This is a genomic window from Frigoribacterium sp. PvP054, assembly GCF_040547465.1.
In the GTDB taxonomy this organism is placed as follows: Bacteria; Actinomycetota; Actinomycetes; order Actinomycetales; family Microbacteriaceae; genus Frigoribacterium.
Window position 1 is genome coordinate 190730 of record NZ_JBEPPU010000004.1, and the last position, 20849, is coordinate 211578.

The following is a 20849-nucleotide window of genomic DNA, read 5'->3' on the forward strand; positions in this document are numbered from 1 at the left end:
GTCGTGTGTCTGGACGAGGAGGCGCGGCTCGGCGCTCAGGACTCGTCGCGGTCGGAGCGGAGCTCGGCCTCGCGGGCCTTGTAGCCGTCGACCACGGCGGCGCGGAACGACTGCACGTTGCCGTCGAGGTCGCCGAAGAACTGCTGACCGCGGGGCGTCTTGTTGACCTGGTGCGCGACGGCGAAACCGCCGACGACACCGACGACGAGCAGGAACAGGCTCTTCACGGGGACTCCTCTGTGGCTGGGGCCGCGACGTGCGGGCGCGACGACACATCAGCTTACCGGCCCCGGGAACGCGAAAGGAGCGGGCCACGACCGTGGCCCGCTCCTGACGGGATGGTGGGTCCTAGCGCGCCGCGTAGTACTCGACGACGAGCTGGACCTCGCAGGTCACCGGGACCTCGACGCGCTTCGGGCGACGCACGAGGCGCGCCTGCAGCTTGTCGATCTCGACCTCGAGGTACCCGGGCACCTTGGGCAGGAGGTCGACGTGACCACCGGCCGCGGCGACCTGGAAGGGCTCGGTCTTCTCGCTGCGCTCTTTGACGTGGATCATCTGACCCGGCTTGACGCGGAACGAGGGGCGGTCGACGAGCTTGCCGTCGACGAGGATGTGACGGTGCACGACCATCTGGCGGGCCTGCGCGGTCGTGCGGGCGAAACCGGCGCGGAGCACGAGGGCGTCGAGACGCGTCTCGAGCAGCTCGACGAGGTTCTCACCCGTCAGACCCGAGGCCTTGCGGGCCTCGTTGAAGACGATCTTGAGCTGGGCCTCGCGGATGCCGTACTGGGCACGCAGGCGCTGCTTCTCACGCAGTCGGACGGCGTAGTCGCTGTCGGTCTTGCGCTTCGTGCGGCCGTGCTCGCCGGGTGCGTACGGGCGCTTCTCGAGGTAACGAGCGGCCTTCGGGGTCAGTGCGATGCCGAGGGCACGCGAGAGACGGGTCTTGCTGCGGGTACGTGACTTGGTGGACACTTGTTCCTTTTTTCTTGTCGGTGGATCGTCGTGGACCGCCCCAGCGCGCGAGCGCCGGGCGGCGTAACAAGAGGGGTGAGTGCCGCGGTGGCGACCGGCTACAGGTCGTCGCACCTTGATCGGGTCGTCGTCAGCAGCCGCGCGTCGACGCCCGAGAACAGGCAACCACCCGAGCATACAGGAGGCCGGGTGCCGATGCGAGCACGGACACGGGCGGGTCGTCAGTGCCCGCGCGTTATGCGACGGAGCTTCTCGAGGCGGGCCGCGACGTCGCGCTCGTTGCCGTTGGCGGTGGGCTCGTAGTACTCGTGCCCGACGAGTTCGTCGGGCAGGTACTGCTGTTCGACCACGCCGAACTCGGAGTCGTGGGCGTAGCGGTAGCCCTTGCCGTGCCCGAGGCGTCTCGCGCCGGGGTAGTGCGCGTCGCGGAGGTGCTTGGGCACCCGGCCGGCCTTGCCCGCCCGGACGTCGGCGATCGCGGCGTCGAGGGCCGAGTAGGACCGGTTGGACTTCGGTGCGGTCGCCAGGTACACGACGGCCTCGGCCATCGGGATGCGCCCCTCGGGCATGCCGATCATCTGCACCGCCGTCGCGGCCGACACCGCCACGGTCAGTGCCTGGGGATCGGCCATGCCGATGTCCTCGCCGGCGGACACGATGATCCGTCGACAGATGAAGCGGGGGTCTTCTCCCGCCTCGATCATGCGGGCGAGGTAGTGCAGTGCGGCGTCCACGTCGGAGCCCCGGATCGACTTGATGAAGGCGCTGATCACGTCGTAGTGCTCGTCGCCGTTGCGGTCGTAGCGGAGCAGCGCGCGGTCGACCGACTGGGCGACGATCTCGGACGTGATCGCGGGGCGGTCGTCGTCCGGGTCCGTGCCGTCGTACTCGGCGTCGGGGTCGAAGTCGGCGTCGGGGTCGAAGTCGGCGTCGCTCGCGTCGTCGGCCGAGGCGGCAGGCACCGCGTCGGCCTCGAGCTTCGTGGCCCACGCCGACTGCGCCGACGCCTCGAGCGCCGTCAGCGCCCTCCGGGCGTCACCCGAGGCCAGCCGGACGATGGTCGCCAGGGCTTCGTCGTCGAGGCGCACGGACCCGTCGAGGCCGCGCGGGTCGACCACGGCCCGCTGCACGAGCTGCGTCAGGTCGTCGTCGCTCAGCTGCTCGAGGGTCAGCAGGAGCGACCGGGAGAGGAGGGGCGTGATGACCGAGAAGGACGGGTTCTCGGTCGTCGCCGCGATCAGGATGACCCAACCGTTCTCGACGCCGGGCAACAGGGCGTCCTGCTGGGCCTTCGTGAAGCGGTGGATCTCGTCGAGGAAGAGCACCGTCGTCGTCCCGTAGAGGTCGCGGTTCGACAGGGCCTTCTCCATGACCTGGCGCACGTCCTTCACGCCGGCGGTCACGGCGGACAACTCGATGAACTGGCGACCCGAGCTGCGGGCGATCGCCTGCGCGAGGGTGGTCTTGCCCGTGCCCGGCGGGCCCCAGAGGATCACCGAGACCGCCCCCTGGTCGGCACCCGTGTCGGACGCCAGCGTGACCAGCGGTGATCCGGGCCGCAGCAGGTGTCGCTGGCCGGCGACCTCGTCGAGGGTGGTGGGACGCATGCGGACCGCGAGGGGGGTCGAGCTCTGCGGGAGCGGGCTCATGGTGACCCATGCTAGACCGGCCCTCCGATACAGTGCAGGCTGGACATCACCGAGCTGGAGGACCCGTGGCACCGAGCAAGAACCCGGACCGTGAGAACCGAGACCGGCTCCGCAGGTACACCGCTCGTCAGCAGGTGCACGCCACCCAGGTCGCCCGCCGGCGCCGCGACAACGTCCTGGCCGTCGTCGCCGTCGTGGTCGTGGTCGGCCTGGCCGCGGTGTCGCAGGTCCTCTGGTCGACGAGCGGGCCCGGCGCCCCCGAGGCCGCTCCCTCGGACTCGCCCAGCGCCTCCTCGACGCCCGCCGCAGGCGAGAACGTCGGCGACGTGCCGAGCGACACGATCGCCGAGGGACGGACCTGGACCGGACAGCTGACGCTGAACGACACCGTCGACCTCGGCATCGAGCTGGACGGTGCCCAGGCGCCCCAGGCGGCGAGCGTCGTCATCGACCTCATCCGGAAGGGCTTCTACACCGGGACGACGTGCCACCGGATGAGCAACGCCCCGACGGCGGAGTTCATCCAGTGCGGCTCGGCCAACGGCGACGGCACGGGCGACGCCGGCTTCACCTTCGGGCCGCTCGAGAACGTCCCCGCCGACGGCGTCTACCCCGCCGGGACCATCGCCATGGCCCGCAGCAGCGACCCGTACTCGCAGTCGACCCAGTTCTTCATCACGTACGGCGACACGACCCTCGACGGTTCCACCGGTGGGTACACGGTCGTCGGCCGGGTCACGAGCGGGCTCGACCAGCTCGAGGCGGACATCACCGACGCGGGCCTGACGCCCGGCACGAGCGAGACCGACGGCTCCCCCGTCGTGGCGACCACGATCACGGGTGCGACCGTCGAGTAGTCCGTCCCGGCCCGCCGTGCAATAGGCTGGGCACCCATCGCGGTGGCCCGTCCGGGTTCCGCGACGAGCACTTTCAGCAAGGGATAAAAGTGGCTACTGACGATCAGGCACCCTGGGGCCGCGTCGACGACGACGGCACGGTCTACGTCCGCGAGGCCGACGGTGAGCGCGCCGTGGGGCAGTACCCCGACGCGACGCCTGCCGAGGCTCTCGCCTACTACGAACGCAAGTTCACCGAACTCGCCGGGCAGGTGACGCTGCTCGAGCAGCGCATCAAGCGCGGCGCCTCGGCGGGTGACGTCGTCAAGACCGTCACGCACCTGCGGCAGCAGTTGGTCGAGCCCAGCGCGGTCGGTGACCTCGAGGCCCTCCGCACCCGTGTCTCGGCTCTGGACTCCACGGTGGACGAGCTCACGCAGCAGCAGAGCGCCGAGGCCCAGCAGGCCCTGACCGAGGCGGTCGCCTACCGGACGGCACTCGTCGTCGAGGCCGAGGCCCTCGCCGCCCAGGACCCCGCCCGCGTGCAGTGGAAACAGGTCACGGCGAGCATCGACGACATCTTCGCCCGGTGGCAGAAGCACCAGCAGGACGGTCCGCGCATCCCCAAGGGCGAGGGCAACGACCTCTGGAAGCGCTTCCGTGCCGCGCGCACCACGATCGACCAGCACCGCAAGGCGTTCTACGCCGAGCTGGACGCCACCCATCGCGACGCCCGCCAGCGCAAGCAGGCCCTCGTCGAGTCGGCCGAGGCCCTCGCCCCCAAGGGCGTCGACGGCATCCCCGCGTATCGCGGGCTGCTCGACGACTGGAAGCGCGCCGGCCGGGCCGGGAAGAAGTACGACGACGCTCTCTGGGCCAAGTTCAAGCGAGCCGGCGACGTCCTCTACGCGGCGAAGTCCGAGGTCGTCGCTCAAGACGCCGCCGAGTACGACGCCAACCTCGCCCAGAAGCTCGAGCTGCTGACCGAGGCCGAGCGCATCCTCACCGTGACCGACCGTGTCCCGGCCCGTGAGGCCCTGACGTCGGTGCAGCTCCGATGGGACGAGATCGGTCGGGTGCCCCGCGAGCAGGTCCGCGTCGTCGAGGACCGGCTCCGCAAGGTCGAGTCGCACGTCCGTCAGCTCGACGAACAGTTCTGGGAGAAGAACAACCCCGAGCGCCAGGCCCGCTCGCAGGGTCTCGCGAGCCAGCTCCACGACGCCATCGTCAAGCTCGAGGACGAACTCGCCACGGCCGAGGCGAGCGGTGACGCCCGACGGGTCCGCGAGGCTCGAGAAGCCCTCGACGCCCGCAAGGTCTGGTTGGACGCCCTGGGCTAGTCCCCCACCGGCACGACGGACCGCCCGACTCTCCACAGGGAGTGTCGGGCGGTTCGTCACTCGGGCCGGCGTCGGGCAGGCTGAGGTCATGCCCGCACGACTGCCCGCGCTGCTCACCGAAGCCGACCTGCCGGGGCCCGAGCTCCAGGCGGCCGCCCTCGACGGCCAGGTCTACCCCGTCGGCGACGCGTGGTGCAGCGTCGCCGAGATCGACGATGCCGTGGGGCGGGCGCTCTCGGCCGGCGCTTCCCTCGGCCCCGGTGTGGTCGTCGCCGGGCGGACGGCGGCCTGGGTCTGGGGCGCGCGTGGGCCCGCACCGCTCCCCCACACCGGGTTCGTGGTCTCGCCGGCCCGGGTGAAGCACCGGAGCCGGGGCTCGATCGTGCGACAGGTCGTGATCGACGACGACGAGATCGTGGACGTCCGTGGTGTGGCGGTCACCACCCCGGCTCGGACCGTGGTCGACCTGGCGCGAGACGAGTCCTGGACGCCAGGCGACGAGACCCGCGCCCGAGACGTCTCGAGACGGCACGAGGTCACGCTCGCCGAGGCGGTCGGCGTGCTCGACCGGCGGGGCAGGCTGCCGTACCGACGACGCACCCTCGACCGGTTGAGCCGTGCGTGGCCGGCCGGCCCGGGGCCGACGAGCCCGGACGACGACACCGGGGCCCGGGCCGAGCACGGTCGAGAGGTCAGCCGGCGCTGACGCGGTAGACGTCGTAGACGGCGTCGATCCGACGCACCGCGTTCAGGACCCGATCGAGGTGGGTCGTGTCACCCATCTCGAACACGAACCGGCTGAGCGCGAGGCGCTCGGTCGAGGTCGACACCGTCGCCGACAGGATGTTCACGTGGTGTTCCGAGAGCACGCGCGTGACGTCCGACAGCAGGCCGCTCCGGTCGAGGGCCTCGATCTGGATCTGCACCATGAACACGCTCTTGGACGACGGCGCCCATTCGACGTCGATCATGCGCTCGGGTTCTTTCAGCAGCCCCTGGACGTTGTGGCAGTTGGCCTGGTGCACGCTCACGCCCTGCCCACGGGTCACGAAACCGACGATCTGGTCCCCGGGCACGGGCGTGCAGCACTTCGCGAGCTTGACGAGGATGTCGGGTGCGCCCCGGACGAGCACGCCCGAGTCGCTGTTCCGCAGCGGGCGGGCTCGGCCCTGGCTGGGGAACTCGAACTCGCCTTCGTCGACCTCGGTCTGCGTGTGGACCGCCGCGAGGATCTTCTCGATCACGGACTGCGTCGAGATGTGGCCCTCGCCGACTGCGGCGTAGAGGCTCGAGACGTCGTCGTACCTCATCGTCGCCGCGACCTCGGCGATGCTGTCCTGCGTCATGAGCTTCTGCAGGGGCAGGTTCTGCTTGCGCATGGCCCGGGCGATGGCGTCCTTGCCCTGCTCCATGGCCTCGTCACGGCGCTCTTTCGTGAACCACTGACGGATCTTGTTGCGGGCACGAGGGCTCTTGACGAACGCGAGCCAGTCCTGGCTGGGCCCCGAGTCGGGGTTCTTCGAGGTGAACACCTCGACGACGTCACCGCTCGAGAGGACGCTCTCGAGCGGGACGAGTCGGCCGTTCACCTTCGCGCCCATGGTGCGGTGGCCCACCTCGGTGTGGACCGCGTAGGCGAAGTCGACGGGTGTGGCACCCGACGGCAGGCCGATGACCTTGCCCTGGGGCGTGAAGACGTAGACCTCCTTCGCGCCGATCTCGAAGCGCAGGCTGTCGAGGAACTCGCTCGGGTCGGCCGTCTCCGCCTGCCAGTCGGAGATGTGCGCGAGCCAGGCCATGTCGGTCTCGGTCTTGGCGCCACCCTGGTCGTCGCGGCCGCCGTTCATGCGCTGCTTGTACTTCCAGTGAGCGGCCACGCCGAACTCGGCCCGCTGGTGCATCTCGTGCGTGCGGATCTGGATCTCGACCGGGCGTCCCTTCGGGCCGATCACGGTCGTGTGCAACGACTGGTACAAGTTGAACTTCGGCGTCGCGATGTAGTCCTTGAAGCGTCCCGGGATGGGGTTCCAGCGGGCGTGGATCGAACCCAGCACCGCGTAGCAGTCCCGGAGCGAGTTGACCAGGATGCGGATGCCGACCAGGTCGTAGATCTCGTCGAACTCGCGACCCCGGACGATCATCTTCTGGTAGATCGAGTAGTACTGCTTCGGGCGGCCCATGACGTCGCCGCGGATCTTGGTCGACTTCAGGTCGGACTTGACGGCGTTGATGACGTTCTGCACGAACTGCTCACGCTGAGGCGTGCGCTGTTTCACCAGGTTGTCGATCTCGACGTAGAGCTTCGGGTGCAGGACGGCGAACGAGAGGTCTTCGAGTTCCCACTTGATGGTCTGGATTCCGAGCCGGTGGGCCAGGGGCGCGTAGATCTCGAGGGTCTCGGTGGCCTTGCGAGTGGCCGACGCCGATTCGACGAAGCCCCAGGTGCGGGCGTTGTGCAGGCGGTCGGCGAGCTTGATCACGAGCACCCGGATGTCCTTGGACATCGCGACCACCATCTTGCGGACGGTCTCGGCCTGGGCGCTGTCGCCGTACTTCAGCTTGTCGAGTTTGGTGACCCCGTCCACGAGCATGGCGATCTCGTCACCGAAGTCTCGCTGCAGCATCGCGAGCGTGTAGTCGGTGTCTTCGACCGTGTCGTGCAGGAGGGCGGCGGCGACGGTCTTCGACCCGATGCCGAGGTCGGCGAGGATCTGCGCCACGGCGACCGGGTGGGTGATGTACGGTTCGCCGCTCTTGCGCAGCTGGCCCGTGTGCGCCTTCTCGGCGACCGAGTAGGCGCGCTCGATGATGACGAGGTCGGCCTTGGGGTGGTGCATGCGCACGGTCTTCACCAGACGGTCGACCGCGCCGGCGGGCTGGCTACGAGAGAACAACCGGGGCAGCAACGTGCGCAACGAGGCGGTGTTCTGGCCGCCGGGCGTCTCGGGCGGGGCCGAGTTGTTCCGTGTGGTGATCTCGGTCACGACAGCACCTCGTTCTCTCGGGTCGGGGCGCCACCGTCGCTCGTCGTGGTCGCGTCCCGTGGGTCAAGGGTACCCGTCGGGAGTCAGTCCGACGGACGGCCCTCGTCGTCGTCACCGGAGGTGACGACTCCGCCCGCGTCGCGCCAGGCGAGCATTCCCCCCGCGACGTTCCGTGCGTCGACGCCGATGCCTCGGAGGGCGTCCGTGGCGCGTGCGGACCGCATGCCCGAGTGACAGACCACGAGCACGGGCCGGTCGGTCGGGACCTCGACCGTGCGCTCGGCGAGTTCGGACAGCGGGATGAGGACGGCACCGGGCGCGTGGGCGTCGTCCCACTCGTGCTGCTCGCGGACGTCGAGGACGAACGAACCGGCCGCCAGGCCGTCGACGGCCTCGCGTGCGGTGACCTCGGGGCGTGGGGACCCGCCGATCATGCGCCGACCGTCTCGTCGACGGTGAGCGGCGCGGTCTTCTGGGCCTCGACCTTGCGGGCGTCGCGTTTGGCGATCTCGGGTTCGCGCATGCGCAGGGTCGCGTACAGCGGCGACGCGATGAAGATCGTCGAGTAGGTGCCCACCAGGATGCCGATGAAGAGCGCGAGCGAGATGTCCCGGAGCGTGCCGGCCCCGAGGACGAAGGCGCCGATGAAGAGGATCGCGGCGACCGGGAGCAGGGCCACGACCGACGTGTTGATGGACCGGACGAGCGTCTGGTTGACCGCCAGGTTGACCGACTGGCCGAACGTGCGTCGAGACCCCTCGCCGTCGTCGGCGGTGTTCTCGCGGATCTTGTCGAAGACCACCACGGTGTCGTAGAGCGAGTAGCCGAGGATCGTGAGGAACCCGATGACCGCGGCGGGGGTGACCTCGAAACCGACGATGCCGTAGATGCCCGCCGTCAGCACGAGGTCGTGCAGGAGGGCCGCCATCGCGGCCAGGGACATCTTCCAGGTGCGGAAGTACAGCGTCATGCCGATCGCGGCGAGGATCAGGAAGATCACGAGGCCCTTGATGGCCTGACCGGTGATGTCCGCGCCCCAGGAAGCCCCGATGAAGGACGACGTCACCCGGTCGTCGGGCACGTCGTACGCCGTGGCCAGGGCGGCCGCGACGTCGTTGGTCTGCGTGGCTTCGAGCTGGGAGGTCTGCACGCGGATCGTGTCGGTGCCCACCTGGGTGACCCGGGGGTTGGAACCGGGCACGACCTCGTCGACCGTCCGGGTCGCGACGTCCTGGTCGAGCTCGGCCGGTTGGGCCACCTGGAACTCCGACCCGCCGGTGAACTCGATGCCGAAGTGGAATCCTCCACGGAGGAACGGCACGGTGACCGAGATCAGGATGACGAGGGCGGCGATCCAGTACCAGCGACGCCGGTGGCCGACGATGTCGTACGACCGGGCGCCCGTGTAAAGGTCGTTGCCGAACTTCGAGAAACTGGCCATCAGGAGTCCTTCTTCCCTTCACCGGCGGTCGACGCGTCGGCGCGATCGGTGTTCTTCTCGGCGGCTTTCCGCTCGGCGATGGTCTGGCGCTTGACGGCCTCGCGACCGCCGGCTCCCTTGCGGCCCGCGACCGCTGGGGTGCGGAACTGGGCACGACCCCGGTACACGGCACCGAGCGCGCGCGGGTTGAGCCCGCTGAACGAGTGACCTTCACCGAAGAACCGCGTCCGGGCGATCAACTGCAGCATGGGGTGGGTGAAGAGCGACACGACGATGAGGTCGATCACCGTGGTGATGCCCAGGGTGAGGGCGAAGCCCTTGACGTTGCCCACCGCGAGGATGAACAACGTGATGGCCGCGAGGAAGTTGACGGTGTCCGACGCCACGATGGTGCGGATGGCGCGCTTCCAGCCCGACTCGACGGCGCTCTCGAGGATGCGACCGTCGCGTAGCTCGTCTCGGATGCGTTCGAAGTACACGATGAACGAGTCCGCCGTGATGCCGATCGCCACGATGAGCCCGGTCACGCCGGCGAGCGAGAGGCGGTAGCCCTCGCGCCACGACAGGATCGCGATGACGAGGTAGGTGAGCACGGCCGCGATCACCAGCGACAGGACGGTGACGAACGCCAGGGCACGGTACTGGACGAGCGAGTAGGCGACGACCAGGAGCAGACCGATCAGGCCGGCGATCAGGCCGCTCACCAGCTGGGTCTGGCCGAGGGTGGCGGTGATCGTCTCGTTGCTCTGCACCGAGAAGCTGAGCGGCAGGGCGCCGAACTTGAGCTGGTCCGCGAGGGTCTTCGAGGAGTCCTGGGTGAACTGGCCCGTGATCTGCGCGCGCCCGTCCGTGATCGCCGCGTTGGCCGACGGCGCGGTGATGACCTGGTTGTCCAGGGTCACGGCGAACTGGTTCTGCGGGGCCTGCAGCGAGACGAGTCGCGAGGTGACCGCGGAGAACTGGTCGGTGCCCTGTCCGTCGAACTCGAGGTTGACGGCCCAGGTGTTGGTCGAGTTGCCCTGCGAGTCCGTGGCGAGGCCGTTCGTGGCGTCGCTGATGTCCGAGCCCTGGACCTCGACCGGACCGAGGATGTACTTCGCCGTGCCGTCCGTCGAGCAGGTGACGAGCGGCTGGTCGTCGCGGGCCGTGGCCACGTCGTTGTCGGCCGCGCAGTCGTAGTTCTGGTACAGGTCGGCGAGCTGCGGGGTGATCCACGCCAGGTCGGACCCGTTGGTCGGGGACGCCGTCGGCGTGCTCTCGAGGTCGGGGTTCGGCGTGTAGGCGGTGGCGGACGGGCTGGCGGTGGCGCCGTCGCCCTCGCCGCCCACCGCGGCACTCGACACGGCCTCGGTGTAGAGAACGGGGCGGAAGGTCAGCTTGGCCGACGCCTCGATGCGCTCGAGGGTCTGGTTGTCGGGACGACCAGGGATCGACACGACGATGTTCTGCGTGCCCTGTTTCGTGATCTCGGACTCGGAGACGCCGGCGGAGTCGATGCGTTGACGGATGATCGTCACGGCCTGGTCGAGCTGCTGCGACGAGACCGTCTCTCCGTTCTGCAGCTGCGCGGCGAGGGTGATCTGCGTTCCGCCCTGCAGGTCGAGGGCCAGCTCGGGCACCCAGCTGGCACCGTTCCACCAGCCGTCACGACCGGAGTCGTTCAGCAACGTGGCGGTGCCGTTGAGTGCCGTGAGGCCGGCGATGATGACCAACAGCCAGGTCAGGGATCGTATTGCTTTCTTCACCGGCGTCGAGCGTGCCACGGAGGAACTCTGCTTTCTCATGGGAGCGCGCGCTCACCGGGAGCGCGCGCCGCGGATCGGGCCCGACCGCGCCAGGCGGTCGGGGCGGTCGTCGGGTCAGGCCTTGGTGTCGGAGTCCCGCGCGACGGACGTGTCGACCGGCGACGAGGTGGACCGCTCGCCGAACTCCGGGGCGTCGTCGACGACGCGGTCGTGAGCGGGCGTGCCGTCGGTCAGGGACTCGGCGTCGTCGGCGACGGGCTCGTCGATCACCGGCTCGACCACGCGGCCGAGGGTCTGGCGGTGCACCTTGAGGACGGTGCCGGGTGAGACCTCGACCTCGGCGAGGTTGTTCTCGTCGTCGATGGAGACGACGGTGCCGTACACGCCGAACGAGAGCATCACCTCGACGCCCGGGACGAGCTTGCTCTGCAGTTCGGCCTGCTGGCGGTCGCGCTTCTTCTTGTTGCGGAACATGAAGACGACGAGGACCACCAGGAGGAGGACCATGATCAGGGTTGCGGGATCCATGCGGAACTCCCTTTCGCTGTTGGGGGTGTGGGCCGAGCGGGACTCGCTTCAGCGAGCGACGGCCTCGGGCCTGCAGGAATTATAGGTCATCGCCGAACAGCGCCCCTGAGGCGTGGGCGAGGCCGAAGTGACGCCAGGCCTCGGGAGTCGCGATGCGGCCCCGCGGCGTCCGGGTCAGCAGCCCCACGCGGACGAGGAACGGTTCGACGACCGACTCGATGGTGTCGGCCTCCTCACCGACCGACACCGCGAGGGTGTTCAGTCCGACGGGCCCTCCGCCGAAGCGGGTCAGGACGGTCCGGACGACCTCGCGGTCGAGGCGGTCGAGCCCCAACGAGTCGACGTCGTAGAGGTCGAGGGCCTCACGGACGGTCGCGAGGTCGGCGTCGCGCCCGTGCACCAGGGCGTAGTCGCGGACCCGACGGAGCAGGCGGTTCGCGATGCGGGGCGTGCCCCGGCACCGACCGGCGATCTCGGCCAGGGCGGACCCGTCGATGACGATGCCGAGCAGCGACGCCGCGCGGCGGAGCACCTCGGTCAGCTCGGCCTCGTCGTAGAACTCGAGGTGGGCGGTGAAGCCGAACCGGTCACGGAGGGGGTTCGGCAGGAGCCCACTGCGCGTCGTCGCCCCGACGAGGGTGAACGGCGAGAGTTCGAGGGGGATGCTCGTCGCACCGGCCCCTTTGCCCACCATGATGTCGATGCGGTAGTCCTCCATCGCGAGGTACAGCATCTCTTCGGCGGGGCGAGCCATGCGGTGGATCTCGTCGATGAAGAGGACCTCGCCCGGCACGAGGGCCGAGAGGACGGCGGCCAGGTCGCCCGCGTGCTGGATGGCGGGGCCCGACGACATGCGGAGGGGCCGGGCGCCCTCGTGGGCGACGATCATGGCCAGGGTGGTCTTGCCCAGCCCGGGCGGACCGGCGAGGAGGATGTGGTCGGGTGACCGCCCCTGCATCGTGGCCGCCTTGAGCAGCAGTTCGAGCTGGCCCCGCACCTTGGTCTGCCCGACGAACTCGCCGAGCGAGGTGGGGCGGAGCGCCCCCTCGAAGGCGAGTTCTGCCTCGGACTCGAGGGTCGGACGGGTCAGGTCGTCGTCGCTCACGCGCGGGCCCCGGCCGACTTCTGCGGGCCGAGGTGGCCGAGCGCGGCGCGCAGCAGCTGCGGGACGGCCACCGCGACGGCATCGCCCCGGTCGGCGACCACGGCGTCGATCGCGGCCTGGGCCTCGCGCTCGGACCAGCCGAGGCCGACGAGGGCGACGAGCACATCGGCCGCGGTGGTCGAGGCCGCGGTCACGGTCGGGGCGGTCGGCGCCACGTCGAGCTTCCCGGTGAGCGACAGGACGATGAGCTTGGCGGTCTTGGGCCCGATGCCCGACACCCGGCGGAAGGCGGCGTCGTCGTCGTCGGCGACGGCCGTGGCGACCTGGTGCGGGGTGAGGGTGGACAACACGCCCTGCGCGGACTTGGGCCCCACACCGGTCACGCTGCGGAGCAGGTCGAACACCTCGAGTTCTTCTCGCTCGGCGAACCCGAACAACGAGAGGTCGTCCTCACGGACGATCAACGCCGTGTGCACGAGCGCCTGTTCGCCGACGCGCACCGTGAGGGCGAGCTGCGGGGTGACCGAGACGCGCATCCCGACGCCACCGACCTCGACGACGACCGACGTGCCGGACGCGGACAGGACGGTACCGCGGACACTCGAGATCATGCCCCCAGCCTAGGAGTGCGCACCGACTTCTCGGCGTCGCGCCACGCTCGCTGGGCCGGGGTGAGCGACCCCGAGGAGGAGCGGGCCGAGACGGGTGCGCCCCGCCAGGCATGGCAGATGGCCAGTGCCAGGGCGTCGGCCGCGTCCGCCGGTCTCGGCGCCTCGGCGAGTCCGAGGAGCCGGGCCACCATCGCGCCGACCTGCTTCTTGTCTGCCGACCCGTAGCCGGTCACGGCGGCCTTGACCTCGGACGGCGTGTGGAGGGTCACCGGCAGCCCTCGCTCGGCGGCCGCACGGAGGGCGAGGCCGCTGACCTGCGCGACGCCCATGACGCTGCGGAGGTTCTGCTGGGCGAAGACCCTCTCGATCGCCATCGCATCGGGGCGGTGCTGGTCGATCAGGGCCTCGATGCCTCGTCCGAGGGCCAGCAAGCGGAGTTCGAGGGCCAGGTCGGGGGCCGTCCGGATCACCTGCACGTCGACGAGGGTGGCCCGCCGGTGGGCGTCCACCTCGACGACCCCGACCCCGCAGCGGGTGAGCCCGGGGTCGATGCCGAGCACCCGGAGCGTCACCGCGGCTGCCTACTCGTCGTCGTCGAGCGCGGCCTGCACGTCGGCGGGGACGTCGTGGTTCGCGTAGACGTTCTGCACGTCGTCGTCGTCGTCGAGCGCGTCGATCAGTCGGAACACCTTGCGCGCCGTCTCGAGGTCGACCTCGATCTTGAGACCGGGTACGAACTCGATGTCGGCCGAGTCGTAGTCGATGCCGGCCTCTTGGAGGGCCGAGCGAGCCGGGACGAGATCCGAGGCCTCGGTGACGATCTCGAAGCCCTCACCGCGGTCGGTGACCTCTTCGGCACCGGCGTCGAGGACGGCCGTCAGGACGTCGTCCTCGGTGAGGTCGTCGGTCTTCATGACGGCGATGACGCCCTTGCGGCTGAAGTTGTAGGCCACGCTGCCCGGGTCGGCCATCGTCCCGCCGTTGCGCGACATGACCGTGCGGACGTTGGCGGCTGCCCGGTTCTTGTTGTCGGTCAGGCACTCGATGAGCAGGGCGACGCCGTTGGGGCCGTAGCCCTCGTACATGATCGTCTGGTAGTCGACGCTCTCGCCGCTGAGGCCCGCGCCCCGCTTGATGGCGCGGTCGATGTTGTCGTTGGGGACCGAGGTCTTCTTGGCCTTCTGGACGGCGTCGACCAGCGTGGGGTTGCCGGACATGTCGGCACCGCCCTGCTTGGCCGCGACCTCGATGTTCTTGATGAGCTTGGCGAACGACTTGGCGCGACGGCTGTCGATGACGGCCTTCTTGTGTTTGGTCGTTGCCCACTTGGAATGCCCGGACACGGTGCTCCTTCAGATGCTGACGTGGATCTCGACGAGTCTACCGTGACGCTCGCGCACGGGCCTTGTCGAGGAACCTCGCGTGGAATCGCAACTCGTCGGTGACCTCGGGGTGGAACGAGGTGCCCATCAGCGGCCCCTGCTCGACGGCGACGACGCGCCCGTCGTCGAGGACGCCGATCGCCGTGGCGGCGGGGCCGACCCGGTCGACCACGGGGGCGCGGATGAACACGGCGTGGACCGGGGGCCCGTCGAGGACGGGCACGTCGACGTCGGTCTCGAACGACTCGGTCTGCGAGCCGAAGGCGTTGCGCCGGACCGAGACGTCGAGCCCGCCGAGGCTGCGTTGGCCCGGGATGCCGTCGACGACGTGGTCGGCCAGCATGATCAGCCCGGCGCAGGTGCCGTAGACCGGCAGTCCCGAGGCGATGGAGCGGCGCAACGGCCCGTCGAGGTCGAACGTGCGCGACAACTTGTCCATGACGCTGGACTCCCCGCCCGGGATCACCAGTCCGTCGATCTCGTCGAGTTCGGCGGCCCGCCGGACGGGCACCGCGTCGGCACCGAGGGCCGTCAGGACGGCGAGGTGCTCACGGAAGTCTCCCTGCAGGGCGAGGACGCCTACCCGCGGGCCGCGCTCTGCGCTCATCGGTTCGAGGACGGGCGGGTCGGGGTCACCAGCCGCGCTCGGCGAGGCGGTGCGGTGCGGGCAGGTCGGGCACGTTGATGCCGACCATGGCCTCACCCAGACCGCGGGAGGCGTCGGCGACCACCTGGGGGTCGTCGAAGAACGTGGTCGCCTTGACGATCGCCTTGGCGCGCTCGGCCGGGTTGCCGGACTTGAAGATGCCCGAGCCGACGAAGACGCCGTCGGCACCGAGCTGCATCATGAGGGCCGCGTCGGCGGGCGTCGCGACGCCGCCGGCGGTGAAGAGGACGACGGGCAGCTTGCCGGTCTCGGCGATCTCGCGGACGAGCTCGAAGGGAGCCTGCAGCTCTTTGGCGGCGACGTAGAGCTCGTCGGCCTTGAGGTTACGGAGCTGGGCGATCTCTTTCGAGATGGTGCGGATGTGCTTGGTGGCCTCGGAGACGTCGCCCGTGCCGGCCTCGCCCTTGGAGCGGATCATGGCGGCACCCTCGGTGATGCGGCGCAGGGCCTCGCCCAGGTTGGTGGCACCGCAGACGAACGGGACGGTGAAGTTCCACTTGTCGATGTGGTTCACGTAGTCGGCCGGGCTCAGCACCTCGGACTCGTCGATGTAGTCGACGCCCAGGGTCTGCAGGATCTGGGCCTCGACGAAGTGGCCGATGCGGGCCTTCGCCATCACGGGGATGGAGACGGCGGCGACGATCTCGTCGATCATGTCGGGGTCGCTCATGCGGGCGACGCCACCCTGCGAACGGATGTCGGCCGGGACCCGCTCGAGCGCCATGACGGCGACGGCCCCGGCGTCTTCGGCGATCTTCGCCTGCTCGACGTTGACGACGTCCATGATGACGCCGCCCTTGAGCATCTCGGCGAGACCACGCTTGACGCGGCTCGAACCGGTGGTGGAGGACTGGGTGGAGGCGGAGGTCGTGTCGCTCATGATGGCCCCCATCTTAGGCCCGATCTAGGGTGTCGACGACGCCGCGGGGGTGGCACCCGCGTCGACGCCCGGCCAGGCCTCGGCCACGGCCACGCGGACGTCGCCGAGCAACTGCGTGACGGCCTTGGTGCCGGCGACGATCGGGAAGAAGTTGGAGTCGCCCGCGTAGCGCGGCACGACGTGCTGGTGGAGGTGCTCGGCGATGCCTGCTCCGCCGACCTGCCCCTGGTTCATGCCGATGTTGAAGCCCTGCGCGTGCGACACCCGGGTCAGCACCCGCATGGCGGTCTGTGTCAGGGCGGCGATCTCGGCGACCTCGTCCGGGGTGGCGAGGTCGTACGTCGAGACGTGACGGTACGGGCAGACCAACAGGTGCCCCGGGTTGTACGGGTACAGGTTCAGCAGCACGTAGGCGTGCCGGCCGCGGGCGACGATCAGCGCCTCGTCGTCGGACTTCGAGGGTGCGCGGCAGAAGGGACACGACTCGTCGTGGGCGCCCTGCCCCGCTTCGACGTACACCGCCCGGTGGGGGGTCCAGAGGCGCTGGAACGCATCGGGGACCGCGGCGAAGTCGGCGGACGACTCGGCCGCGGTCCCCTCGACGGTCACGGTCAGACCTGGGCCTTGGTCTCGATGGCGGCGACGATCTTGGCGACGGCCTCGTCGACCGGCACGCCGTTCTCCTGCGAACCGTCCCGGTACCGGAAGCTGACCGCGCCGGCCGCGCGGTCGTCCTCGCCGGCGATGAGCTGGAACGGCACCTTGGCCTTGGTGTGCGTCCGGATCTTCTTGGGCATCCGGTCGTCGCTGTGGTCGACCTGGGCACGGACCCCGACCTGTCGCAGCCTCGCGACGACCTCGTCGAGGTAGTCGCCGTACTCGTCGGCCACGGGGATCGCGACGACCTGCACCGGGGCGAGCCACACGGGGAACGCCCCGGCGTAGTGCTCGGTGAGCACGCCGAAGAACCGCTCGATGGAGCCGAACAGCGCCCGGTGGATCATGACCGGCCGCTGCCGCGACCCGTCGGCCGCCGTGTACTCGAGGTCGAAGCGCTCGGGCAGGTTGAAGTCGAGCTGGACCGTCGACATCTGCCACGTGCGCCCGATGGCGTCACGCGCCTGCACCGAGATCTTGGGGCCGTAGAACGCGGCACCGGCCGGGTCGGGCACGAGCTCGAGCCCGGTCTCCTCGGCGACCTGTCGCAGCGTCGCCGTGGCCTCGTCCCAGGTGGCGTCGTCGCCGACGTACTTCTCGGGGTCTTTCGTGGACAGCTCGAGGTAGAAGTCGTCGAGACCGTAGTCGCGCAACAGGCTGAGCACGAAGTCGAGCGTGCCCTTGAGCTCGGACGCCATGTCGTCGCGCGTCGTGAAGATGTGGGCGTCGTCCTGGGTCATGCCGCGCACGCGGGTGAGGCCGTGGATGACGCCCGACTTCTCGTTGCGGTAGACCGTGCCGAACTCGAACAGGCGCTGGGGCAGGTCGCGGTACGACTTGGCCGACGACCGGTACGCCAGGATGTGCATCGGGCAGTTCATGGGCTTGAGGTAGTAGTCGGCGCCCTGTCGCGTGATCTCGCCCTCGTCGTTGCGGGCCTCGTCGAGGTGCATCGCCGGGAACATGCCGTCCTTGTACCAGCCCAGGTGACCCGAGGTCTCGAACAGGGCCGCCTTGGTGATGTGCGGCGTGTAGACGAACTCGTAGCCGGCCTTCTCGTGGCGTTCGCGCGAGTAGTCCTCCATCTGGCGACGGATGATGCCGCCCTTGGGGTGGAAGATCGCCAGCCCTGATCCGATCTCGTCGGGGAACGAGAACAGGTCGAGCTCGGCACCGAGCTTGCGGTGGTCGCGCTTGGCGGCCTCCTCGAGTCGGGCCTGGTAGGCGCGCAGGTCGTCCTTGGTGGGCCACGCGGTGCCGTAGATGCGCTGCAGCTGGGGGTTCTTCTCGGACCCGCGCCAGTAGGCGGCGGCCACGCGCATGAGCTTCGTGGCGTTGCCGAGGAGGCGCGTGCTGGGAACGTGCGGACCGCGGCACAGGTCGAACCAGACGACCTCGCCGGTCTTCGGGTCGACGTTGTCGTAGACGGTGAGCTCGGCCCCGCCCACCTCGACGGACTCGCCGTCGGCACCGAGCTCGTCGGCCGAGCCGCCCTTGAGGCCGATCAGTTCGAGCTTGAACGGCTCGTGGGCGAGCAGTTCGCGCGCCTCGTCGTCGCTCACGACGCGTCGACGGAAGCGCTGGCCCTGTCGGATGATGCGCTCCATGCCCTTCTCGATGGCCTTGAGGTCGTCGGGGGTGAAGGGCTCGGCGACGTCGAAGTCGTAGTAGAAGCCGTCGGTGACGGGGGGCCCGATGCCGAGCTTGGCCTCGGGGTTGATCTGCTGCACGGCCTGCGCCATGACGTGCGCCGCCGAGTGCCGCAGGATCGCGAGCCCGTCGGGCGAGTCGATCGTGACCGGCTCGGCCACGTCACCCGCCTGCAGCTCGGTCGCGAGGTCACGCAGTTCACCGGCCACGCGCACGGCCACGACCGCCTTGTCGGTGAACAGGTCGAAGCCGGTCGTCGTCTCGGTGGCCTCGACGGCCGCGGGGCCGGACGGGACTGGGGAGGCGGTCGGGTCGAGGTCGGTCTGGTCGGACACGGCGGTGGTTCCTATCGTCGAGGGGCGGAGACCACTTTAGCCGCCGACCGACGCTCGTCCGGTCGGGGCACGAGAGGGGCGGCGACGGTCCCCCCGGACCGCTCAGGCCGCACGCAGCTCGGTCGAACACGCCTCGGCGGCGACCCACGCGAGCATGCCGCACTTGACGCGCATGACGAACTTCGAGACCCCGTGGAACACCACGGCGTCGCCGAGCACCTCGTCGTCCGGTTCGCCGGCTCCGCGCGACCGCATCATCTCGCGGAACTGCCCGACGAGGGCGTCGAGCTCGGCCAACGTGCGACCCGGGGCCAGCTGTGAGAGCACCGACGCCGAGGCCATCGAGATGCTGCAGCCGGCTCCCTGCCAGCGCAGCTCGGCGATGCGGTCGCCGCCGGGCTCGAGGGCGACGCGCACGGTGATCTCGTCTCCGCAGGTGGGGTTGCGCTCGAAGTGTTGGGCGTCGGCCCCGGGCAGCTCGCCCTCGCCGTGCCTCGCCTTGGCGTGGTCGAGGATGACCTGCTGGTACAGGCCGTCGAGGGCGGCGCTCACCGCGCCTCCGCGGCCTTCTCGCCGTCGGCGTCGTCTGCGACGCCGAAGTAGGCACGCACCTCGGCGACCCCGTCGACGAGGCGCTCGACCTCGTCGCCCGACGAGTAGAGGTAGGTGCTGGCCCGGGTCGTGGCCGTCACCCCGAGACGTCGGTGCAGGGGCTGGGCGCAGTGGTGGCCGACGCGAACGGCGATGCCGCGGGCGTCGAGGAACTGCCCGACGTCGTGGGCGTGGACCCCGTCGACGACGAAGCTGGCGAGCCCGGAGCGCGGCACCCCGGCGGGCGGGCCGACGACCGTGACGCCGTCGATCGCCGAGAGCCCGCGGACGAGCTGGTCGGCCAGGGCCTCCTCGTGCTCGCGGACGCGGTCCATGCCGACCGCCTCGAGGTAGCGGACGGCCTCGGCGAGGGCGACGGCCTGCGACACGGGTTGCGTCCCGGCCTCGAAGCGCTGTGGGGCGGGCAGGTACTCCGCGCCGCTCATCGTGACCGTCGTGATCATCGAGCCCCCGGTGCGGAACGGGGGCAGGGCGTCCAGCAGCCCGGCCCTGCCGTACAGCACGCCGATGCCCGTGGGTCCCAGCATCTTGTGGCCGGAGAACGCGGCGAAGTCGACGTCGAGGGCGTGCAGGTCGAGCGGTCGGTGCGGCGCCGACTGGCAGGCGTCGAGCACCACGAGGGCGCCGACGGCACGGGCCAGGGCGACCAGCTCGGCGACCGGCGCGACGAAGCCGGTGACGTTCGAGACGTGGGCGAAGGCGAGGAGGCGCGTGCGGGGTCCGATCACGGACGCCGCGTCGGCGGTCGTCCACGTGCCGTCGACGCCGACGGGGACGAACCGCAGCGTGGCCCCGGTCGTCGCGGCGAGCTCCTGCCACGGGACGAGGTTGGCGTGGTGCTCGGCCTCGGTGACGACGATCTCGTCGCCGGGGGCGAGCGCGAAGCGCCGCGCGGCCTCGCCCCCACGACCGTGGGTGGCGTTCGCGACGCCGTAGGCGACGAGGTTGAGCGCGTCGGTCGCGTTGGAGGTCCAGACGATCTCGTCGACGTCGGCACCGACGAACCGGGCGACGGTCTCGCGCGCCTCTTCGTAGGCCTCGGTCGACAGGGCCGCGAGGGTGTGGGCCCCGCGGTGCACGGCCGAGTTGACGGTCTCGAGGAAGCGTCGCTCGGCGTCGAGCACCGCGGACGGGCGCTGTGCCGTGGCCCCCGAGTCGAGGTAGGCGAGCGGTTCGCCGGCGACGTCCTGCTGCAGCAGCGGGAAGTCGGCGCGCAGACGTCGGGCGTCGTCGTCGGACAACCCCGGGCGGGCGGTGGATGGTGCGGAGGTGGTGGTCACGGTGTCCCTTCCCGTCGATCGTAGCGAGGCACCGCGAGGGTCCCGGCGTCGGCCGACACAGGACGCAACGGTCCCCGTCCGCCCGGTGTTCCCGACCGCACGGCTGTGACGCCCCGTGTCGTGCGCGTCGCCCCCGGCGGGGGTCGAGGGCCAGAGTGGTGGCGACGAA

The 20849-nt window shown here is 70.2% G+C and carries 21 protein-coding genes; 3 read left to right on the forward strand and 18 right to left on the reverse strand.

Translation table 11 applies throughout. The features are described from left to right. Positions 1 to 35 precede the first annotated feature (35 nt). From ABID81_RS07935 to ABID81_RS07945, 3 genes are all read right to left on the reverse strand, one after another. Positions 36 to 227 (reverse strand): hypothetical protein, encoded by a 192-nt coding sequence (locus ABID81_RS07935; RefSeq protein WP_354594253.1) that lies wholly within the window; start codon positions 225 to 227, stop codon positions 36 to 38. 121 nt (positions 228 to 348) lie between these two features. Then, on the reverse strand, positions 349 to 978 hold the full coding sequence (gene rpsD, locus ABID81_RS07940; RefSeq protein WP_043592736.1) for a 30S ribosomal protein S4: 630 nt from the start codon (positions 976 to 978) through the stop codon (positions 349 to 351). Positions 979 to 1199: 221 nt separating this feature from the next. Further along, a complete protein-coding gene (locus ABID81_RS07945; RefSeq protein WP_354594254.1) occupies positions 1200 to 2627 on the reverse strand; it encodes a replication-associated recombination protein A in 1428 nt (475 codons plus the stop codon). Between the two features lie 65 nt (positions 2628 to 2692). Between ABID81_RS07945 and ABID81_RS07950 the strand changes: the two genes are divergently transcribed. The 3 genes from ABID81_RS07950 (at position 2693) to ABID81_RS07960 (ending at position 5509) form a co-directional block, all read left to right on the forward strand. Further along, on the forward strand, positions 2693 to 3484 hold the full coding sequence (locus tag ABID81_RS07950; RefSeq protein WP_354594255.1) for a peptidylprolyl isomerase: 792 nt from the start codon (positions 2693 to 2695) through the stop codon (positions 3482 to 3484). 89 nt (positions 3485 to 3573) lie between these two features. Continuing rightward, on the forward strand, positions 3574 to 4803 hold the full coding sequence (locus ABID81_RS07955) for a DUF349 domain-containing protein (RefSeq protein ID WP_354594256.1): 1230 nt from the start codon (positions 3574 to 3576) through the stop codon (positions 4801 to 4803). 88 nt (positions 4804 to 4891) lie between these two features. Beyond that, positions 4892 to 5509 carry a type IV toxin-antitoxin system AbiEi family antitoxin gene (locus ABID81_RS07960; RefSeq protein ID WP_354594257.1) on the forward strand — a complete coding sequence of 206 codons (618 nt, stop codon included), beginning with the start codon at positions 4892 to 4894 and terminating at the stop codon, positions 5507 to 5509. Here ABID81_RS07960 and ABID81_RS07965 read toward each other — a convergent pair. From ABID81_RS07965 to ABID81_RS08035, 15 genes are all read right to left on the reverse strand, one after another. After that, the gene (locus ABID81_RS07965) at positions 5496 to 7640 is read right to left on the reverse strand and encodes a RelA/SpoT family protein (RefSeq protein WP_354594336.1); all 2145 of its coding nucleotides are present in this window, start codon (positions 7638 to 7640) and stop codon (positions 5496 to 5498) included. The two genes, ABID81_RS07960 and ABID81_RS07965, sit on opposite strands and share 14 nt — an antisense overlap. A 230-nt stretch (positions 7641 to 7870) precedes the next feature. Further along, complete coding sequence (locus ABID81_RS07970; protein ID WP_354594258.1) at positions 7871 to 8221, reverse strand: rhodanese-like domain-containing protein; 351 nt, start codon at positions 8219 to 8221, stop codon at positions 7871 to 7873. Then, positions 8218 to 9228, reverse strand: coding sequence for a protein translocase subunit SecF (secF, locus tag ABID81_RS07975; protein WP_354594259.1), 1011 nt, complete (start codon positions 9226 to 9228; stop codon positions 8218 to 8220). The genes ABID81_RS07970 and secF overlap by 4 nt, the downstream gene beginning before the upstream one ends. Further along, the gene (gene secD, locus ABID81_RS07980) at positions 9228 to 10991 is read right to left on the reverse strand and encodes a protein translocase subunit SecD (protein WP_354594260.1); all 1764 of its coding nucleotides are present in this window, start codon (positions 10989 to 10991) and stop codon (positions 9228 to 9230) included. The genes secF and secD overlap by 1 nt, the downstream gene beginning before the upstream one ends. 96 nt (positions 10992 to 11087) lie before the next feature. Then, positions 11088 to 11501 carry a preprotein translocase subunit YajC gene (locus tag ABID81_RS07985; protein ID WP_354594261.1) on the reverse strand — a complete coding sequence of 138 codons (414 nt, stop codon included), beginning with the start codon at positions 11499 to 11501 and terminating at the stop codon, positions 11088 to 11090. Between the two features lie 79 nt (positions 11502 to 11580). Further along, positions 11581 to 12606 (reverse strand): Holliday junction branch migration DNA helicase RuvB, encoded by a 1026-nt coding sequence (ruvB, locus tag ABID81_RS07990; protein WP_354594262.1) that lies wholly within the window; start codon positions 12604 to 12606, stop codon positions 11581 to 11583. Beyond that, positions 12603 to 13217, reverse strand: a complete 615-nt coding sequence (gene ruvA / locus ABID81_RS07995; RefSeq protein ID WP_354594263.1) for a Holliday junction branch migration protein RuvA — start codon at positions 13215 to 13217, stop codon at positions 12603 to 12605. The genes ruvB and ruvA overlap by 4 nt, the downstream gene beginning before the upstream one ends. Next, entirely contained in the window at positions 13214 to 13789 is a 576-nt protein-coding gene (gene ruvC / locus ABID81_RS08000; RefSeq protein WP_354594264.1) for a crossover junction endodeoxyribonuclease RuvC, read from the reverse strand. Before ruvC ends, ruvA begins: the two co-directional genes overlap by 4 nt. Positions 13790 to 13798: 9 nt before the next feature. After that, positions 13799 to 14560, reverse strand: a complete 762-nt coding sequence (locus ABID81_RS08005; RefSeq protein ID WP_354594265.1) for a YebC/PmpR family DNA-binding transcriptional regulator — start codon at positions 14558 to 14560, stop codon at positions 13799 to 13801. Positions 14561 to 14597: 37 nt separating this feature from the next. After that, positions 14598 to 15206, reverse strand: coding sequence for a pyridoxal 5'-phosphate synthase glutaminase subunit PdxT (pdxT, locus tag ABID81_RS08010; protein ID WP_354594266.1), 609 nt, complete (start codon positions 15204 to 15206; stop codon positions 14598 to 14600). Positions 15207 to 15231: 25 nt separating this feature from the next. Continuing rightward, complete coding sequence (pdxS, locus tag ABID81_RS08015) at positions 15232 to 16146, reverse strand: pyridoxal 5'-phosphate synthase lyase subunit PdxS (RefSeq protein WP_354594267.1); 915 nt, start codon at positions 16144 to 16146, stop codon at positions 15232 to 15234. A 24-nt stretch (positions 16147 to 16170) separates the two neighbouring features. Continuing rightward, complete coding sequence (locus ABID81_RS08020) at positions 16171 to 16755, reverse strand: HIT family protein (protein ID WP_502915191.1); 585 nt, start codon at positions 16753 to 16755, stop codon at positions 16171 to 16173. Between the two features lie 2 nt (positions 16756 to 16757). Beyond that, positions 16758 to 18695, reverse strand: coding sequence for a threonine--tRNA ligase (gene thrS / locus ABID81_RS08025; protein WP_354594338.1), 1938 nt, complete (start codon positions 18693 to 18695; stop codon positions 16758 to 16760). Positions 18696 to 18890: 195 nt separating this feature from the next. After that, a complete protein-coding gene (sufU, locus tag ABID81_RS08030; protein ID WP_354594268.1) occupies positions 18891 to 19340 on the reverse strand; it encodes a Fe-S cluster assembly sulfur transfer protein SufU in 450 nt (149 codons plus the stop codon). Continuing rightward, positions 19337 to 20680 carry an aminotransferase class V-fold PLP-dependent enzyme gene (locus ABID81_RS08035; RefSeq protein WP_354594269.1) on the reverse strand — a complete coding sequence of 448 codons (1344 nt, stop codon included), beginning with the start codon at positions 20678 to 20680 and terminating at the stop codon, positions 19337 to 19339. Before ABID81_RS08035 ends, sufU begins: the two co-directional genes overlap by 4 nt. Positions 20681 to 20849: the final 169 nt, after the last annotated feature.

Excerpts from the sequence above, each read along its gene's own strand:
- ABID81_RS07960 (WP_354594257.1), top strand. The coding sequence starts at position 4,892 with ATGCCCGCACGACTGCCCGCGCTGCTCACCGAAGCCGACCTGCCGGGG.
- pdxS (WP_354594267.1), bottom strand. The coding sequence starts at position 16,146 with ATGAGCGACACGACCTCCGCCTCCACCCAGTCCTCCACCACCGGTTCG.
- pdxT (WP_354594266.1), bottom strand. The coding sequence starts at position 15,206 with ATGAGCGCAGAGCGCGGCCCGCGGGTAGGCGTCCTCGCCCTGCAGGGA.
- ABID81_RS07945 (WP_354594254.1), bottom strand. The coding sequence starts at position 2,627 with ATGAGCCCGCTCCCGCAGAGCTCGACCCCCCTCGCGGTCCGCATGCGT.
- secF (WP_354594259.1), bottom strand. The coding sequence starts at position 9,228 with ATGGCCAGTTTCTCGAAGTTCGGCAACGACCTTTACACGGGCGCCCGG.
- ABID81_RS07970 (WP_354594258.1), bottom strand. The coding sequence starts at position 8,221 with ATGATCGGCGGGTCCCCACGCCCCGAGGTCACCGCACGCGAGGCCGTC.
- ruvA (WP_354594263.1), bottom strand. The coding sequence starts at position 13,217 with ATGATCTCGAGTGTCCGCGGTACCGTCCTGTCCGCGTCCGGCACGTCG.
- ABID81_RS07965 (WP_354594336.1), bottom strand. The coding sequence starts at position 7,640 with ATGCACCACCCCAAGGCCGACCTCGTCATCATCGAGCGCGCCTACTCG.
- ABID81_RS07985 (WP_354594261.1), bottom strand. The coding sequence starts at position 11,501 with ATGGATCCCGCAACCCTGATCATGGTCCTCCTCCTGGTGGTCCTCGTC.